Annotated in this window: 17 protein-coding genes, 1 tRNA gene and 1 pseudogene; 6 read left to right on the top strand and 13 right to left on the bottom strand. The window is 45.1% G+C overall.

What is annotated here, in order from left to right:
* Positions 1 to 95: 95 nt before the first annotated feature.
* The 5 genes from H8S65_RS07185 to H8S65_RS07165 all read right to left on the bottom strand — a co-directional run bounded on the left by H8S65_RS07185 (position 96) and on the right by H8S65_RS07165 (position 3,532).
* Entirely contained in the window at positions 96 to 1,076 is a 981-nt protein-coding gene (locus tag H8S65_RS07185) for a FecR family protein (protein ID WP_255489064.1), read from the bottom strand.
* A 58-nt stretch (positions 1,077 to 1,134) separates the two neighbouring features.
* A complete protein-coding gene (locus H8S65_RS07180; protein ID WP_186929309.1) occupies positions 1,135 to 1,677 on the bottom strand; it encodes an RNA polymerase sigma-70 factor in 543 nt (180 codons plus the stop codon).
* Between the two features lie 105 nt (positions 1,678 to 1,782).
* A complete protein-coding gene (locus H8S65_RS07175) occupies positions 1,783 to 2,178 on the bottom strand; it encodes a hypothetical protein (protein WP_186929308.1) in 396 nt (131 codons plus the stop codon).
* A 429-nt stretch (positions 2,179 to 2,607) separates the two neighbouring features.
* Complete coding sequence (locus H8S65_RS07170) at positions 2,608 to 3,210, bottom strand: HU family DNA-binding protein (protein ID WP_186929307.1); 603 nt, start codon at positions 3,208 to 3,210, stop codon at positions 2,608 to 2,610.
* Between the two features lie 70 nt (positions 3,211 to 3,280).
* Positions 3,281 to 3,532: a hypothetical protein gene (locus tag H8S65_RS07165; RefSeq protein WP_186929306.1), complete on the bottom strand. Its 252-nt coding sequence runs from the start codon at positions 3,530 to 3,532 to the stop codon at positions 3,281 to 3,283.
* A gap of 84 nt (positions 3,533 to 3,616) precedes the next feature.
* Here H8S65_RS07165 and H8S65_RS07160 point away from each other — a divergent pair, with 84 nt between their 5' ends.
* The 4 genes from H8S65_RS07160 (at position 3,617) to mazG (ending at position 8,545) form a co-directional block, all read left to right on the top strand.
* On the top strand, positions 3,617 to 4,552 hold the full coding sequence (locus tag H8S65_RS07160) for an Abi family protein (protein ID WP_222616254.1): 936 nt from the start codon (positions 3,617 to 3,619) through the stop codon (positions 4,550 to 4,552).
* Positions 4,553 to 4,655: 103 nt separating this feature from the next.
* Positions 4,656 to 5,567, top strand: a complete 912-nt coding sequence (locus tag H8S65_RS07155) for an RluA family pseudouridine synthase (protein ID WP_186929305.1) — start codon at positions 4,656 to 4,658, stop codon at positions 5,565 to 5,567.
* Between the two features lie 17 nt (positions 5,568 to 5,584).
* A complete protein-coding gene (locus H8S65_RS07150; protein WP_186929304.1) occupies positions 5,585 to 7,675 on the top strand; it encodes a protein-disulfide reductase DsbD family protein in 2,091 nt (696 codons plus the stop codon).
* An 84-nt stretch (positions 7,676 to 7,759) separates the two neighbouring features.
* Positions 7,760 to 8,545 carry a nucleoside triphosphate pyrophosphohydrolase gene (gene mazG / locus H8S65_RS07145; protein WP_186929303.1) on the top strand — a complete coding sequence of 262 codons (786 nt, stop codon included), beginning with the start codon at positions 7,760 to 7,762 and terminating at the stop codon, positions 8,543 to 8,545.
* A 95-nt stretch (positions 8,546 to 8,640) separates the two neighbouring features.
* Here the strand turns inward: mazG and H8S65_RS07140 are convergent, their stop codons facing one another.
* The 3 genes from H8S65_RS07140 to H8S65_RS07130 are packed head-to-tail and all read right to left on the bottom strand — an operon-like array spanning position 8,641 to position 10,147.
* Positions 8,641 to 9,111, bottom strand: coding sequence for a hypothetical protein (locus tag H8S65_RS07140; RefSeq protein WP_186929302.1), 471 nt, complete (start codon positions 9,109 to 9,111; stop codon positions 8,641 to 8,643).
* A gap of 48 nt (positions 9,112 to 9,159) precedes the next feature.
* Positions 9,160 to 9,549 carry a hypothetical protein gene (locus H8S65_RS07135; RefSeq protein ID WP_186929301.1) on the bottom strand — a complete coding sequence of 130 codons (390 nt, stop codon included), beginning with the start codon at positions 9,547 to 9,549 and terminating at the stop codon, positions 9,160 to 9,162.
* 46 nt (positions 9,550 to 9,595) lie between these two features.
* Positions 9,596 to 10,147 (bottom strand): RNA polymerase sigma factor, encoded by a 552-nt coding sequence (locus H8S65_RS07130; protein ID WP_186929300.1) that lies wholly within the window; start codon positions 10,145 to 10,147, stop codon positions 9,596 to 9,598.
* A 487-nt stretch (positions 10,148 to 10,634) separates the two neighbouring features.
* Between H8S65_RS07130 and H8S65_RS07125 the strand changes: the two genes are divergently transcribed.
* The gene (locus H8S65_RS07125) at positions 10,635 to 11,762 is read left to right on the top strand and encodes a hypothetical protein (protein WP_186929299.1); all 1,128 of its coding nucleotides are present in this window, start codon (positions 10,635 to 10,637) and stop codon (positions 11,760 to 11,762) included.
* A gap of 53 nt (positions 11,763 to 11,815) precedes the next feature.
* Here the strand turns inward: H8S65_RS07125 and H8S65_RS07120 are convergent.
* From H8S65_RS07120 to H8S65_RS07110, 3 genes are all read right to left on the bottom strand, one after another.
* Positions 11,816 to 11,897: transfer RNA gene (locus tag H8S65_RS07120), tRNA-Leu, on the bottom strand.
* 367 nt (positions 11,898 to 12,264) lie between these two features.
* Positions 12,265 to 12,840, bottom strand: coding sequence for a hypothetical protein (locus H8S65_RS07115; RefSeq protein WP_186929298.1), 576 nt, complete (start codon positions 12,838 to 12,840; stop codon positions 12,265 to 12,267).
* 159 nt (positions 12,841 to 12,999) lie between these two features.
* Entirely contained in the window at positions 13,000 to 14,814 is a 1,815-nt protein-coding gene (locus tag H8S65_RS07110) for a helix-turn-helix domain-containing protein (RefSeq protein WP_186929297.1), read from the bottom strand.
* A 227-nt stretch (positions 14,815 to 15,041) separates the two neighbouring features.
* Between H8S65_RS07110 and H8S65_RS21315 the strand changes: the two are divergent.
* Positions 15,042 to 15,347: pseudogene (locus H8S65_RS21315) on the top strand (transposase); the annotation flags it as partial.
* Between the two features lie 116 nt (positions 15,348 to 15,463).
* Here the strand turns inward: H8S65_RS21315 and groL are convergent.
* Both groL and H8S65_RS07095 read right to left on the bottom strand, forming a co-directional pair.
* Positions 15,464 to 17,101, bottom strand: a complete 1,638-nt coding sequence (gene groL, locus H8S65_RS07100) for a chaperonin GroEL (protein ID WP_186929296.1) — start codon at positions 17,099 to 17,101, stop codon at positions 15,464 to 15,466.
* A gap of 41 nt (positions 17,102 to 17,142) precedes the next feature.
* Positions 17,143 to 17,412, bottom strand: coding sequence for a co-chaperone GroES (locus H8S65_RS07095; protein ID WP_186929295.1), 270 nt, complete (start codon positions 17,410 to 17,412; stop codon positions 17,143 to 17,145).
* Positions 17,413 to 17,611 lie beyond the last annotated feature (199 nt).

The raw sequence follows: 17,611 nt of genomic DNA, 5'->3' as shown, positions 1-17,611 counted from the left end.
AGCGGATAATTGAAATTACTATAGCGGGTAATATTTTTTAACAATACGGATTATACCACATTACCCTATTTTCCTGTCAAAATGATAATGTGATTTTATTGCAATACGATCAAGTTCTTATCATCATCTTTCGTATACTTGAACGGATATACGATCTGGAGTTTCCGCAAAACGCTTTCCACTCCATCCCGTTGCCTGAATTTACCGGTATAGCGGAAGTTTTCGAGTTTCGTGTTTTTTACGATGATCGAGACATCATAATAGAGTTCCAGCTTCTTAATGATATCCGTCATCAACATATCGTCAAAGATAAACACGCCTTCCTTCCATGCCATAAAATCAGTATTCTCGAATGGGGAGACTTTGGAAGAATGGTCTGAGACAACGATCTGCTGCCGGGGTAATAAAGCATAGCTGTTACTCCTGTCATGCGCACAGGAGACGGAGACAGCTCCTTCGACCAGTGAAGCTACAAAATATTCTTCCGTGTCGTAAGCATTCACATTGAACTTCGTTCCGGTGACCTTAATGTCCATTTTGTTTGTTTTGACCACGAAAGGCTTCCCTGCGGCTTTTTCCACTTCGAAGAAGGCTTCGCCATGCAGTTCGACCTCCCGCCTTTTCGGGTCGAAACGTTCGGGATAACGCAAGGTGGTGTTGGCGTTCAACCAGACTTCTGTGCCATCGGCAAGCAAGACTTTAGCACGCTGTCCCGCCGGAGTCGAAAACTCCTGATAACGGACAAGCTCATCCTCCTTATCCCCGGCATAATTCATCAACAGATAAGTCGACAGGACGGAAAAGAGCACGATCGCAGCATAGCCCGCCGCTTTACGCAGGCTGAATAGCAACGCGCGTTTCTTCCGCATGCCGACAAACGAGCGATATTGCCTGTCCGAAGCTGCTCCATCTTCATTCGCCATAGAAACAAGCGCGGACAGATTTTGTATTCCGGCTGCCTCTTTCCTAAGCTCTTCATCTTCTTTCAACTGCTGAAAAAGTATTTGTTTTTCTTCCGCTGAAATATCCCCTGTCAAATATTTTGATAACAGATCGTACATACTTTCTTTTGTCATTATATAAATTAAACCCTCATCGCGGAACGTACCACTATGGCTCAGTCCAAAATAAACATTAATTAACCAGGAACAGCAGTAACGGCAAATAGTCTTTCAGTGCCACACGTAATTTTTTGAGAGCTGTAACCATTTGGTTCTCTACCGTATTCACAGAGATTCCGAGTTCGTCCGATATTTCCTTGTATTTGAGTCCTTCGATGCGGCTTTTGATAAAGACTTCGCGGCAACGTTCCGGCAACGTGTCAAGAGCACGCCGGATAATCTCCTGCAACTCCTCTTCCGACTGGTAGGAATAGTCGAACGCCTCCAAAGCATACAGTTTGAATCCTAACTCTTCTTTCATCTGGCTGTTATACTCTTCTTCGATCAGCTTGTGGCGCAGGAAATTCAGGCAGCGGTTTTTCACCAGCGTAAACAAATAGGTCGTAAGCGTAAAAGATATCTCGATTTCCTCTTTTCTTTCCCAAAGTGTAAGAAACACATCTTGCACTATATTCTCCGCATCTTCGTTTGCCGGAACATAGTTTTTGGCAAAAGCGAACATCTTCGGATAATACAGCTTATATAGCTTCTCAAAATCTCCTTTAAGGTATAACATACCAGTTTGATTTAATCTTTTTAGCAAAAATAGTATATTATTTCAGAGTTTAAACATCTGCCCGCAAAATAATCTCATTCATACCGGCAAGTTCCGAAACAGATTCTACCAGTCCAACAACGATTCTTTCAATACCCACAAACGCAATCCGATTTCAGTGCAGGCAAGACGGAAAAACGTTTGGTGGCAAAGATGTATCCGTTTGCGGGACGAACTTTGACCGGACAACAGGCAGGCATCCCCGTTACGGAGTAAAAGCATCAACACGCCTCGCCGGCTGCTCGATAGAGCGAGTACGTCATCCGAATAGATAACTTCAGGGGAACTGCCGGAAGAAAGGGCAGGAAGAATAATGCCACGATCCGTCAGTTTGATCTCGTGGGACGCCATATAAGGGCGAAGTTCCCAAAAAAGATCGGCAACATGAACCGGAGTCAAAGCACCCTCCAAACAAGCTGCTATCCGGCGTCGAAGTTTAGTAACCAAGAAAAATTCCATCATTGCATTTGGCATGTTTTTACATTCAACAGTTCCCGATTGAATGTTTATAAATAAAAGAGGCGTGGAAACTGTTGACATATTAAATAGAGGCTCTGGACGGCCCTCCCAACAATATATACAACAGCGCCACGCCCTTTATCTGAAATACACAAATATAAAATACATCATATCTGTATGTGTATTAACAAATGAAAGGACGTTAGCGTTGTGACTACCTGTTTGGGAAGAAATTGTCCAGATTTCTATTTAAGTAGTATCTTTAAACGCCTACGTTTTCTAAAACAAAATTATGCTGGCAACGCTTTGCCCCTTACGCACGAAACAAAGGTAAGAATATTTTAGATAAATTATATACCGTGCAGCCAATACAAATCGCCACACTATTATTTTTCTGCTAAATCAAACCTATTTGCCGTGTCTTTAAGCTGTTCATGCCTCGTCCACCGGAACGCGGAACAAATACGCATTCCCGACGAATATCCGCACCAACTTTCCCGCCTGCATCATCCTTTTCAGATCCGTAGCGGCCTTCGTCTTCCCACAACGGCAAAGGCCGCGATAAACTTTGCCGGTTATATAAGGATGCGTCTTCAGGTATTCCATCGTCCGCTGTTCGCACATTTCCGGGGTGAAACCGACAGGGTCTTTTTCCGGCGAACGTTCCAGTTGTATCGTGCACAGACGGTCACGCAACTCCTTCGACGAGCGGAACGTCACATCCTGGAAACGGATCGACTCGGCGCGTATCTCCTTCTCTTCCATGACCGGACGGGATTTCAGGGAGAGGCCGAACGTGCCGATTCCTTCCAATTCGATACATTGACCGTACTCCAAAGCATCTACGATCAAATCCTGAAGCAACTGCAACATCCCCTTGATATCCGCCGATGAAAAAGAAGAACGCCCTTGCGCCATCCTCGCCAAATCGTCCAGACGGACAGTCCTCCAGGGAACAAAACAGGGGTAAAGCGGTTGTTTTACAGCCGTTTTATACGGGTTCGGGCGACGCACTAACTTGTATTCTGCTGACATATTTTCTAATGATTAAATGTTTTTACATGATATATTAACTCAATCCAGCCTATCCGTTAAGATTTTCTCTTCATTCGCCAAGTTGTCCGCCGGCCGGCGGACGATCGTTCACTGGCCGGCGGTCGATCGTTCGCCAGCCAGCGGACAATCGTTCGCCAGCCAGCGGACAATCGTTCGCCAGCCAGCGGACAATCGACCGCCAGCCAGCGAACGACTTATGAATAGCATCTAAAGATACAACAAATAGGGAGGAAATTCCTAATAAATAGAAAGAAAAAACGTAATGCTTCAAATTATTTTCGTGAGAGCCTTGCAGATTCATATACAATGTATTACCTTTGCACACAATATGACCTCCCACGCTTCCCATAGAACAGCGCACCCGGGGAGGTCTTCGAGTTTTTACATGGTAGCTTCTGATAAAATTGATTATACAAAGAAGCCGTTGACCCTCGCCGAGCAAGTTGCACGGCTAAAACAACGAGGGCTTGTTTTCGATGATGAAAGCGAGGCAACCGCCTATCTTTTCAATATTAGTTACTATCGGCTTCGTGCTTACACTTATCCGTTCCAAGAAAACGATGAAGATACCGACCATAACTTCACCCGTACAGACATACACTTTAAGGACATCATTGCCCTTTATTGCTTTGACCGCAGACTGCGTTCGCTTATTTTCAATGCAATTGAGAAGATTGAAGTGGCAGTGCGCACAAAGATCGTACAGGTCTATGCCGAAAGCACAGGTGATAGCCATTGGTATGATGATGAAAGTTTGTATCGTTTCGACTATGATAATTTAATGGAACATATCGAAGCTGACGTAAACCGTAGCAACGAGGATTTTATCAAGCATTACAGTTCCAAATACAATGCCCCACCAATGCCACCAAGTTGGATGGCACTCGAAGTGGTGTCGTTTGCCACATTAAGCCGATTGTTCCAATCCTTAAGATTAGATACTCGCAAAGAGTACATTACTGATCAATTCGGCTTGAAAAAAGTAGCTATATTGGAGAATTGGCTACACGCAATATCCAATCTACGCAACTGTTGCGCCCACCACAGTCGCATTTGGAATCGTCGATTTATGGTCAGCATAACCTTGCCATACAACACTCCTTATCCGTTTATGGATAGAACGACTATCGAACAAATACGCACAAACAAATTGTTTGCCGTACTTTCTTGTATAGCCTATATCCTTGATATGATTAGTCCCGGTAACGACTTTAAAATTCATATCAAGGAACTGCTTAAATCCGATTGCAGTCTACTCGAACTTAAAGATATGGGATTTCCGAAGTATTGGCAATTCCTCCCGGTTTGGCAAGAAAAATAGCAAACTATGCATCCGGTCACGCAACCAAATAGTTTACCCCTTCCACGTTCTTCCGTATATCAAGAAATTGTAGTACTTTTGTAGACTATATATAATCAGGAATATGACAAGACGCTCAGAATACAGAGGCACAGATAGATCCAGGGCCCCTCGCGGACGTAAAGTTACAGTGAAAGAGGAGAATACGTTACTCACTTTCCTGTTCGGCCTTTTAAACGAACAAAGTAAAAGTTCCGTCAAGGCACTGCTCGCCCACGGACAGATTTCAGTCAATGGTACGGTAACCTCACAGTTCGACATGCCGCTCGCACCGGGCGACGAGGTGTTAATCAGCTACGAACGGGGGAAAGTCGAGTTCAACAATCCGCTGCTCACGATTGTTTGGGAAGATGACGACCTGATAGTCGTAAACAAGAAAGAAGGCTTGCTTTCGGTTTCCAGCGCGCGCGTGAAGGAACGGACCGCTTTCCACCTGCTTAGCGAATATGTCAAGAAGACGGACCCGCGCAACAAGATATTCGTGCTCCACCGCCTGGACCGCGATACTTCGGGACTGATGATGTTCGCCAAGAACCAGCAAGTGCAAAAAGCATTGCAATCGAACTGGAACTCCGCCATCACGGCACGCACATACGTGGCCGTAGTGGAAGGACGACCGGAGAAAGATTCCGACCTGATCATCTCCAACCTGACCGAAAACACCAAGATGCAGGTCTACGTGACAGTCGAAGGAGACGGGAAAGAGGCGATCACCCGCTACCGCCTGCTGCACAGCAACGGGGCTTATTCGCTGTTGGAACTCGATCTGGAGACAGGACGCAAGAACCAGATACGCGCACAGATGCAATCGATCGGCCACTCCATCGCTGGCGATTTCAAGTACGGGGCGGAGACAGATCCCACCGGACGGCTGATGCTTCACGCCCGACGGCTCGACTTCATTCATCCGGTAACGGGCGAAGAGATGCATTTCGAAACACGCATTCCTGATAAATTTTCCTCTTTAGCTAAATAAACAAAAATAAGAATAATATGAAGAAGCTCTTTAGTACCTTGATGTTGGTGCTCGTCGCACTGACCGTACAGGCACAGATTCTCCAGCCTGTGAAATGGAAGATACAACTGAATGATTCCGGTTCCGCAGAGAAAGAGATCGTGTTTACCGCTACTGCCGATAAAGGCTGGCATTTGTATGACCAGGACCTGCCGGAAGGCGGCCCAGTCTCCACTTCGTTCACATTCGAGACACTGAAAGGAGCCGAGCTGATCGGCAAACCGACACCGTCTGTCAAACCGACTACCGTGTATGACGAACTGTTTGCCATGAACCTGCGTTGGTATCCGGGAACTGTCTCGTTCACCCAGAAGATTAAAGTGACCGATCCGGCCAAGTTCAAAGCCGAGGGTGAAGTGGAATTTATGGCTTGTAACGACGAGACTTGCCTGCCGCCAGACCGCGTCGGTTTCTCGTTCGACAAAAAGAATATAAAGATGACGGCTGCCGCCGAAACGGTTGCCGAAACCCCGGAAGTCGACCAAAACGATGTGACAGCCGTGCAACCGGATACCGAAATAATAGAAGAACTGCCCAGTCCGGGAATCCCCGAACCTGACACCAACAAGGACAAAGCTGAAAATAAGCCGGTCCGCGTTTCCAACGAACTGACTGACAACACTGCCCTTTGGACTCCTGTTATCGACCAGTTGAAGGCTTTCGGCGACACGACGGTTTCCGCAACCGACACGTCCTGGTTGTTCATCTTCTTCGCCGGTTTCTTAGGCGGATTGATCGCCCTGCTGACACCTTGCGTATGGCCGATGATCCCGATGACGGTCAGCTTCTTCCTCAAACGGACGAAGGACCGCAAGAAGGCGATCCGCGATGCGGTGACGTACGGACTTTCGATCATTGTGATTTATCTGGTGATGGGATTGCTGATCACGGGTATATTCGGGGCAAGCGCGCTGAACGACTTGTCGACGAATGCGATCTTCAATATCATATTCTTCCTGCTGTTAGTTGTCTTTGCCATCTCTTTCTTCGGGGCGTTCGAAATGGTATTGCCTTCGTCCTGGACGAATAAGCTGGACACGAAGGCGGATTCGACAACAGGGATTATCAGTATTTTCTTCATGTCGTTTACGCTGGTGCTGGTGTCTTTCTCTTGCACGGGTCCGATTATCGGGACTTTGCTGGTGCAGGCTGCTTCGATGGGGACGGCGGTTGGACCGGCTATCGGTATGTTTGGTTTTGCTTTGGCGCTGTCTATTCCGTTCAGCCTTTTCGCTATCTTCCCGAATATGTTGCAAAGTATGCCGAAGTCCGGCGGCTGGCTCAACTCTGTCAAGGTGGTGTTAGGTTTCCTTGAATTGGCTTTAGCGCTGAAGTTCCTCTCTGTCGCCGACTTAGCTTACGGATGGCGGTTGCTGGATCGCGAGGTGTTTATCGTGCTTTGGATCGTGATCTTTATCATGCTGGGAGTTTACCTGTTAGGCAAAATCAAGTTCAGCCACGACAGCGACCTGCCGTATGTATCCGTGCCGCGCCTGTTCATGGCGATCATTTCTTTCTCTTTTGCCGTTTACATGGTTCCGGGGCTTTGGGGAGCTCCATTGAAAGCGATCAGTGCTTTCGCGCCTCCTCTGTATACTCAGGATTTCAACCTGTACAATAGTGAAGTGCACGCTGCTTTTGACGATTACGAAACCGGTATGGCTTATGCCAAGAAGGTGAACAAGCCGGTCATGATCGACTTCTCCGGCTTCGGTTGTGTAAACTGCCGTAAGATGGAAGCATCTGTTTGGACCGACCCGAAAGTAAAACAGATATTGGAAAACGATTATGTCCTGATCACCCTGATGGTCGACGACAAGACGAAGCTGCCGCAGCCGATCACAATCGAAGAGCACGGCAAGACTCGTAAGTTGAAAACAATCGGCGACAAATGGAGTTATTTGCAGCGCAGCAAATTCGGTGCAAACGCCCAACCGTTCTACATCTTGCTGAACGACGAGGGCGAACCGCTCGGCCCTTCGTATGCATTCAACGAAAGTGTTCCCGACTATATCAAATTCCTGGAAAACGGGTTGAAAGTCTTCAAGCAACAAGAAAAAAACAAATAATATCTCATAGGCTGTGTGTTAAAGAGATAGAGAAATCAATCTCTTTAACACACAGCCTTCCTCCCCAATCATAACAACTAAAAAATGGCAACTAAACAAGAAAAGATGGAAGCCTTCGGACAATTGCTCGACATTCTGGACGAGCTTCGTGTTAAATGTCCGTGGGACCGTAAACAAACAAACGAAAGCCTTCGCACGAATACGATCGAAGAAACTTACGAATTGTGCGATGCCATCATGAAAGATGACAACAATAACATTAAAAAAGAATTGGGCGACCTGCTCCTGCACATTGTCTTCTATGCCAAGATCGGTGAAGAAAAGGCGGCGTTCGACATCAAAGATGTATGCGACAGCCTTTGCCAAAAACTGATCTATCGCCATCCGCACGTTTTCGGAAGTGCACAGGCCGATACAGCCGGCAAAGTGGAACAGAGCTGGGAACAACTCAAACTAAAGGAAAAAGGCGGCAACAAGACAGTTCTCGAAGGCGTCCCCGCTTCACTCCCTTCCGTGGTCAAAGCTCATCGCATCCAGGACAAAGCCCGCAACGTTGGCTTCGACTGGGAACAGCGCGACCAAGTCTGGGATAAGGTGCACGAAGAGTTTACCGAACTGAAAACCGAAATCGACAAGATGGATGCAGACAAGATGGAAGCCGAGTTCGGAGACCTGTTCTTCAGCCTGATCAACGCTGCCCGCCTCTATAAGATCAATCCGGATAATGCTTTGGAACGCACGAACCAGAAATTCACCCGCCGTTTCAACTATTTAGAAGAGCATACCATCAAAGAAGGCAAGTCATTAAAAGAAATGTCTTTGGAAGAAATGGATCGGATCTGGGACGAAGCCAAATCGAAAGGTTTATAAAAAACAAAAGGGGAACCGACATCACGTCGCCACCCCTCCCTTAACTTAAACGCCAAAACTAAATCTAAACAAAAAACACAAATAATGATAATATTTTATTTCTTTTTATTCTCTTCTTTTCTATCATCTCCTCCTCTCATAAACTCCCGCGCGAACTTTCCTTCCGCACGTTTGTATTTGTAAAGTTTCTTTGGAGACAATATCTTTTTAAACTTTTCATAATACTCCTTTTCCAACTGTGCCTGCTTCATGTTCACGCTCACACACTCATCGATTACCTTTAGGTAGTCAGCATCGGTTGCACTTTCATTGCGCTTTAAATCTTTGGATAGTTTACGACATTCACGACCGGCCTCAAACATCTTTTCTTGCAGTTCGTTACAAAGAGGTATAAATGATGCAGCCTCTTCCGGGGTCAACCCCATTTCTGCCGTAATGAAAGCATTCTTTTTAGCAAGGAACGCTTCTCTATCAAAATTTCGATGCTGTTTCCCACTTTGAGCGTGAGCACTGAATGAGAACACAACTAAACACGCCACAAATGTAATAAAAAATATTTTATTCATACAAGTATTCTTTCAAAAATATTTCGTCAAACTTTATTTTTTTTCAATTTATTCGGTTTCCCCTATTTCTTCTGCCAATATATAACCGGCATACTGATCTTCCAGGTACTCCAGGTATTCTTCGTCCTCGGCCGCTTGCAGAGCGGAAACCGTGTTAGGAGACACTTCTGTTTTCACGAGTAATGAATCCGTTTTTGCCGTTTTATCTTCCGGCCCGACCAAAACTTTAAAAAACAAACCCAGTCCGGCAAAAACGGCTGCCATATATAACCAGGGACGAACACGATCCATCAAGGAAACTTTTTTTGCTTCCTTCTCAGGCTCTCTATCGGGAAGCTGACTCATAATGTTTGCCGTCAATCCTTCCATATACCCTTCGGGCACAGTAAAAGGATTTTTCCCTTTAAGACGGTCCAGATTGTTTTGTTCTGTTTTCATATCATCTCTCTTTTATGCTCTTTTGACAAATGGTAACACGAAAGGTTTAAATGTCTTTTGTTAAAAACTCCTCCACTTTCTTCACCGCATGGTGATAGGAGGCTTTTAAAGCGCCTACGGAAGTCCCGAAAATCTCAGACATATCTTCATATTTCATATCGTCAAAATATTTCATATTAAAAACGGCACGTTGTTTCTCCGGCAATGTTAGGATCGCTTCCTGCAACTTCATCTGGGCAGCATCTCCGTCGAAATACTCGTCTCCTTTCAGGCGCTCCAGCAAAAACACGTCCGTATCGTCAATCGAGACATTGTTCTGCGCACGCTGGCGGTTCAGAAAGGTTATACATTCGTTAATCGCGATCTTATACAACCAGGTCGACAACTTCGCTTCTCCCCGGAAATAGTCGATGTTCGTCCAGGCTTTCAGGAATGTATTCTGCAATAAGTCGTTGGCATCATCATGGTCCAACACCATCTTTCGTATCTGCCAATACAACTTCTCCCCGTAGAAATTGACAACCTGCGCGAAGGCATCACGTTGATGCGCCGGATCACGTAATTGTTTTATTATCTCTTCCTCTATATATTGTTGCATTCCTACTCACTAATTTGGGGTAAATATAAGAAAATAATCATTACTCTCTTCCTTTTCCTGTCTATTCAGACGAAAAAATATCCACAAAGGTTTAATCCGGTCTTTGAAAATAATTGGTCCGTCTGAAGAATAATCAACACTTCAACTCTCAATTTTCCAAGACATTTGTTTATCTTTATTGCTCAATTAATATTAAAAGAATCAACATGAAGAACAACAACTCGACGATCGAAAAATTGATTACCATTCTTGATAAAAACAGATAGGAGATTTTATCAAAAAGGAATGTTCCAATGACAGACAGTTCCGGGACCGTTTCCTTGCATTAGGAACAGGCACCTTATTTACCCCAACCCCATCCTCTTATTCAAATCGTATCAATGAACTCATAACAGCTTACCAAGGGCGGTATGGATATATAGAATACCACAGCACCTTTGGCTTCAACAGTGCCGTTTCAAGAATCTTGGAGGAAGCAGACGAGGCTATGGAGAATAAGAAATGGGACGTAGTTTTTGCCTTATTAAGCGGGTTTGCCGATTCAGCCGAAGAAATACTGAACTGCGGTGATGACAGCAATGGAAATCTCGGTTCCATCATTAGCGACTGCTTTGAAAAATGGGACATCCTTACTCAGCAAAAACTGCCGCATGAAATAGAAAGCAAAATATTCAATTTCGTCCTTACTCGCTTCAAAAACAAAGATCTCGATGGATGGGACTGGAAATGGGACTGGAAATGGGACTGGATGGGAATAGCCATCAAGCTCGCCAACACTCAGGAAAGACAAAATTCAGTGTTCGCAGCACTCGATGAGATCAAGCCAACAGGCGACAACTGGAATTCAAAGTATGCATATAACAAAGCCCGTTCTTATCGCGTCAAACTAATGGCACGTTGCGGAACCCCGGAAGAGCAACGTAAATTCATGTATGACAATGTAGACAACAGCGATTTCCGAAAACAACTTCTTCAGATGGCATGGGACGAAGGCGACCTTGACGAAGTACTCAAGCTTGCACAGCAAGGAATAATCGCTGATGCCCGATATGCCGGCCTTGTCAATGACTGGAAGACATGGGAAATGGACGTATATCGCAAAAAAAATGATGTGGATAATATCCTTCGCCTTGCACGTTATTTCTTTTTTAACGGAAATCTCTGGAGAAATAAAGATTACTCTTATACAAACATGTATTCTCTGATCAAATCCAATGTGTCAAAAGAGGACTGGACAAAATGGCGTGACTCTTTGATCGAAGAAGCCATCGACAAACAAAACAGGAATATCCTGACATACATATTCACCCAAGAGGAGATGTGGGACAGATATATAAATTATATAAAGAAGAACCCCGACCAATATCTTCTGGAAGACACTCCAAAGGCTGTGCGTAACCTCTATCAAGATGAATTTATTAAGCTGTACGGAAATTGCGCACGTCAGCATTTTCAAAACGCATCCAATCGCGACGCTTATCAGGACGGAGCCAATATGCTCCGTAAGCTCATTGAATATGGAGGAAAAAAAGAAGCAGATGTTATCATTGAAGAGCAGAAGGCTCGCCGCCCCCGTCGCCCCGCACTTATCGAAGAACTCTCAAAAATCAAATAAACCGAAAACAAAAAAACGGCTTAACACACATTGATGTTAAGCCGTTTTTGAAGTGCCCAGAACAGGACTCGAACCTGCATGCCTCTCGACACACGCACCTGAAACGTGCGCGTCTACCAATTCCGCCACCTGGGCAATTCAGCACTTTTCAGTGAAGCAATCTCTCTCGATTGCGGTTGCAAAGGTAGCAACATTTTTGAAACTGCCAAACAGTAATCATACTTTTTTATGCAACAAATGCAGATTTGAAATAACTTATTGAAGATAAGCCATAGAGTATGATTTTGAAATAAGGTAGTTTATGCTTTGGCGAGATGGTGAGTGAAATCCAAGCTCTACGGGAGCGTTGTACATTCCTGTTCCACTTCCTTCTTATTCTGTTTTATCTTTTGTTTCTTGTGCCACCGCTCCCTGCGAAAGGAGCGGTTACACCTTATTACTTGAAGGGGCATCCTCCGTGCTTACGCCATGTTGCACGGTGGTGGCTGTCATTCAGAATACCTCAGTTGTTGGTTATCACTACGTTGCTTTTATCTTCGTTCAGGCTGATGGTGAACGAGATATTGTGATCCTCTCTTTTTTTCTCGGCATACTGTTCTATCTTGTCGGCTCCGAGTGAATATGCAGGATTGTTGTCACTTCCAGACAACTTATTGTAAGCTTCACTTCCGTCTGCATACAATACTTTCACCGTCTCTATCTTCTTAGATCCGATTTTGTAACTCTCCTTCGTCAGTTCCACACCCTCTTTCAGTTTTTGCGTGACAACCAAGGTAAAGGTGGAAGGGAACGCATCGAATTTCACCGTCTTGCTCCATTCCTTCGTAATGGGTTCCGTTACCTTTTCGCCCTTCGGGGAAGTGTATTCAGCGGAGATGTCGAACAATGCCAACTGGTCTTCGGTGTATGACAAATCGAGTGTATAGGAGGCGGAAGCTACAACTTTATCGCTGATAATGTCATCGCCATTATCGTCATCGTCATTCGAACAGCCAGTCGCGATGGCAACGGCAGCGATTGCCAAGAATCCATAAATTAGATTCTGTAGTTTGTCCTTTGTAACATTCATGATCTTCATAATTAACTTGTTTTTATATTTGAATTATAACATGGACCAAATGTAATGTAAGTGCTATAAAAAAGAGTGGATTTTAAGTGAGTAGGTGTCCCAAAAAATTATATTAGGTGTCCCCAAAAAACACACTTTATATTTAATATTCTAATTATCAGGTATTTATCAATGAGAGAATAATTCCGTCTTTATATAATTGGACGGATTCATGCCGTATTTCTCTTGGAATTGTCTGTAAAAGGAAGTTTTTGACATTTGTGCTTCCTTGGCAACAGCTTCCATGCTCCACTGCGGATGCTTGCGCATCAGGCCGATGGCATAGTCCATCCGACAGTCCCGCAGGTATTGTGAGAAACCACATCCGGCAAATGTCTTGAACAATGCGGCAAACTTGTAATCCGGAATGTGAATCTCTTTTATCAGTTCACTCTTGTTGAAGCCGGGACGCAGGTAGAGCTTGCGGCTGATAATCTCATGGCTGATGCGGTCGTATAGCACACGGTCTTTTTCCGTCAGCTTGATGACCGGAACCTCTGTTCCTTCATCTTCTTCGTCCGGCAGGTTTTGCTCTTTTTCGGATAACTCCGACATCTCGCTGTCAGGTTCCTCCTGCGTATTGTAGAACTGCTGCAACTCATCTCGCAAACGTATGTTCTCTGCCTGCCGGATGAAAAACTCGCTCTTATAGGTCATCAGTTCATCGATGGTGCCTTTCATGGCCTCGTTCTTTCGCAGTATAATCTGCTTGTCATGCAGGATGCAGATAATGAATCCTATCGCCACGGCCAGCAATATGGCGGTGGAAAGAAAGACTATGGTACGTATGCGTATCGCGCTCTCGTCTTCTTTCAACTGTGCCGCCTGCTCGTTGGTCTTGTATATCTCGGCCAGTTCGAGTGCAGCACTCTGCTGTTCCCGTGCTTTCAGACTATCGCGAAGTACGGAGAGCCGCTCGAAATAGACGGAGGAATTCTTATGGTTGCCCACGTCACGGTAGGCATAGCCAAGGAATTTCAGTATGGAAGCCATGTAGTAGTTAACCGTGTCTTTCTGCCCGATAAGGAAACGCTCGCGCGGCAGGTTGATACGGAATATCTCGTCATACTGTTTAGTGTCGAACAGATAAGGCATTACGAGGTAGTTGTTTCGGCCAAGCTCTTTGTCGAGTTCCCTGAATTTTCGGTAACACTCCGCTGCTTCCGTTTCGTATCCTGTGCGTGAGAGAGTTACGGTGCGCATAGCGAGGAGATCTTTCAGCTCGCTTTCTGCCAGTCCGTCTATGGCGGGTTCATCTCCAGTGGACTCGGAAACGATATCTTCCCACCCGTCCAATATGCGAAGCACGTTATCATAACGCCCGTCACGCTGGTAGAACAAGGCAAGCGTCTTATATTCATAGCGCAGGTTGTCGTATTTCAGGCGGTAGTCCGTATCGTCCATCATCGCCGCCCCCTGTTCCATATATTCGTAGCCCCGTTCCTTGTCGCCCTGATGGAACAGACTCTTGCCCATATTGAACAGGGCAATGCTTTCCATAGACTTGTCTTTCAGTTTTTTGGCCAAAGCCATGAGCCGATTGATGCAACTCATCTTGTTCACCTCGTCGTGCAGACCGTCGTAGCAGGAAATCTGGCGGTGCAACAATTCCATGCAGAGGGTGTCATTGCCTTTCACGTGGGAACTTTCCAGAGCGCCTTTATAGTGTTTCAATGCCTCACGATTGCGTCCTGTGTTGTAGTTCAGGTCGCCCTCGATGTAATCAAGTTCCCATGCCGGGCAGGTCTTGCGGCGGCGCATCTCCGTCATTATCCGATCCGACTTGCTCCGGTCAGTATAGAGATACTTGTAGATATGGTCTTCGTTCAGGATGCTGTCGGGCAGGGACACGCTTGCCGGTTCGTTTCCTGCAAAAGTAAAACCGGAGAAAATCAGTGTCGCTAACAAAGGGATTATAAGGTCTTTCAGTTTCATCTGTTTCATATATACACAGCCGTCAATACATTCTTTATGCAAATCTAAGTGAAACTATTTTTATAAGACGAATGAATTATACAAAAATATGTTTTTCTGTTAATATTTTCCGTTTGCATTACAAATACAGTAGAATATTTTTCATCAAACTCTTCCAATATGCAACTAAACTATTATAGTATATTTTCTAATAGGCCTTTGCTATACTCCTTTTGTGAAGAGGAGATTGTACCGGATGCCCATTAACTGAGCAATGCGGAAATAAACGGCAACAGGGGAACTACAGAACGATACAAATAAATCAAAAACTGGAGGAGTACAAGCAACAAATACGCCGGAAACTACTGACGGATGAAGAAAAAAGGCTAATGAAAAATCGGGCACATGATATTGAAACATGTTTTGGAGACATAAAACAAAATATGTTGTTCCGCAGAGTGCATTTGAGGGGACTACAAAAAGTAGAAACAGAATGTATTATCATCTCAATAGCCCATAATTTAAGAAAAATGAATCGTGCTAATGCAAAGGAGATTGCATGAAGAGCTTAGGGGGAGAAAACAAGGCTGTTGATACAATAAAGAATATTGCAAATAAAAAAACGGCCACCTCCCTTTCAGGAAGCAGCCGTTTCCGATTTTATGCTTTATGGGAAGAATTACATCATACCGCCCATGCCGCCCATACCAGGGTTCATGGCAGGAGCCGCCGGAGCTTCTTCTTTCTTTTCAGCGATCACACATTCAGTAGTCAGGAACATACCAGCGATAGAAGCGGCATTTTCCAAAGCTACACGTGTTACCTTAGCAGGGTCGATTACACCGGCAGCACACAAGTTTTCATACTTGTCTGTACGGGCATTGTAACCGAAGTCGCCTTTACCTTCTTTTACTTTCTGAACGACTACTGCACCTTCTTTGCCGGCGTTGGCAACGATCTGGCGCAACGGTTCTTCGATAGCGCGTTTAACGATTTCGATACCGGTTGTTTCGTCTTCGTTTTCACCCTTCATGCCTTCCAATGCATCGATAGCACGGATGTAAGCTACACCACCGCCAGGAACCGTACCTTCTTCAATAGCGGCACGAGTTGCATGCAGAGCATCGTCAACACGGTCTTTCTTTTCTTTCATTTCAACTTCTGAAGGAGCACCGACATACAGTACGGCAACACCACCGGCCATCTTAGCCAAACGTTCCTGCAGTTTTTCTTTGTCGTAGTCGGAAGTCGTGTTTTCGATCTGAGTCTTGATCTGGCCGATACGAGCCTGGATAGCTTCCTTATCGCCTGCGCCGTTTACGATAGTAGTCGTGTCTTTGTCTACCGTAATCTTTTCAGCAGTACCCAGCATATCCATTGTTGCGCCTTCCAGTTTCAAGCCTTTTTCTTCGGAGATCACAACGCCACCTGTCAGGACAGCGATATCTTCCAGCATGGCTTTACGACGGTCACCGAAGCCCGGAGCCTTAACAGCACAGATCTTCAAAGAACCACGCAGACGGTTTACAACCAAAGTTGCCAATGCTTCGCTATCGATATCTTCAGCGATGATCAACAGAGGACGACCGCTCTGAACTGCCGGTTCAAGGATAGGCAGCAGGTCTTTCAATACAGAGATCTTCTTGTCGTAGATCAGGATATACGGATTTTCCATCTCGCATTCCATCTTTTCCGTGTTGGTTACGAAATACGGAGAGATATAACCACGGTCGAACTGCATACCTTCTACTACGTCTACCGTTGTTTCCGTACCTTTAGCTTCTTCTACAGTGATAACACCTTCGGTTTTTACTCTCTGCATAGCTTCAGCGATCAGTTTACCGATGGCTTCGTCACCGTTAGCAGAAATCTTGGCTACGTGTTCGATCTTTTCGAACTGGTCGCCTACAGCTTCAGACTGGGCAGCGATGCTTTCCACTACTTTAGCCACAGCTTTGTCGATACCACGTTTCAGGTCCATAGGGTTGGCACCTGCCGTTACGTTCTTCAGACCGACACCGATAATAGATTGTGCCAGAACTGTTGCAGTCGTCGTACCGTCACCGGCATTGTCGTTAGTCTTGGAAGCGACTTCCTTAACCAACTGAGCACCCATGTTTTCGAACGGGCAAGCAATTTCTACTTCTTTAGCTACCGTTACGCCGTCTTTTGTGATGTGAGGAGCACCGAATTTCTTTTCGATGATCACGTTACGTCCCTTCGGGCCCAGTGTTACTTTTACTGCGTTAGCCAGTTCATCCACGCCTTTCTTCAGAAGGTCGCGGGCATCCATATCGTATTTAATCTCTTTTGCCATAGTAATATATATCTTATATTTTTATTGTTTTTAATAATGAATTAGATAATAGCCAAAATATCAGCCTGACGCATGATAAGATATTTCTCACCATCCAGTTCGATTTCCGTACCGGCATATTTGCCATACAGTACAGTATCACCATTCTTTACAACCATTTCTTCATCCTTTGTTCCGTTACCTACGGCGACAACTTCACCTTTTAAAGGTTTTTCTTTTGCTGAATCGGGAATAATGATTCCGCCAAGTGTCTTTTCTTCTGCTGCAGCCGGCTTAATCAGCACTCTGTCTGCTAATGGTCTAATGTTCATCGTTGTATATTTTTTAGTTGTTAATAATATTACGTTAATCTTGTGCTTTCTTTTCGCACGTAAATGCCTATGCGAATACTGTGCCAAAACTGTTGTCAGGGAAAAGACTGACAATTTTGCACTTCGGACAGGCAGACAATGCAAATATGTCTGACAGGATGACCATCCTGCCACAAAAGAACTTCCCCATTACAACAAG

It is taken from the genome of Parabacteroides hominis (assembly GCF_014287585.1).
Lineage (GTDB): Bacteria > Bacteroidota > Bacteroidia > Bacteroidales > Tannerellaceae > Parabacteroides > Parabacteroides hominis.
This window is presented reverse-complemented; position numbering and strand designations above follow the sequence as displayed.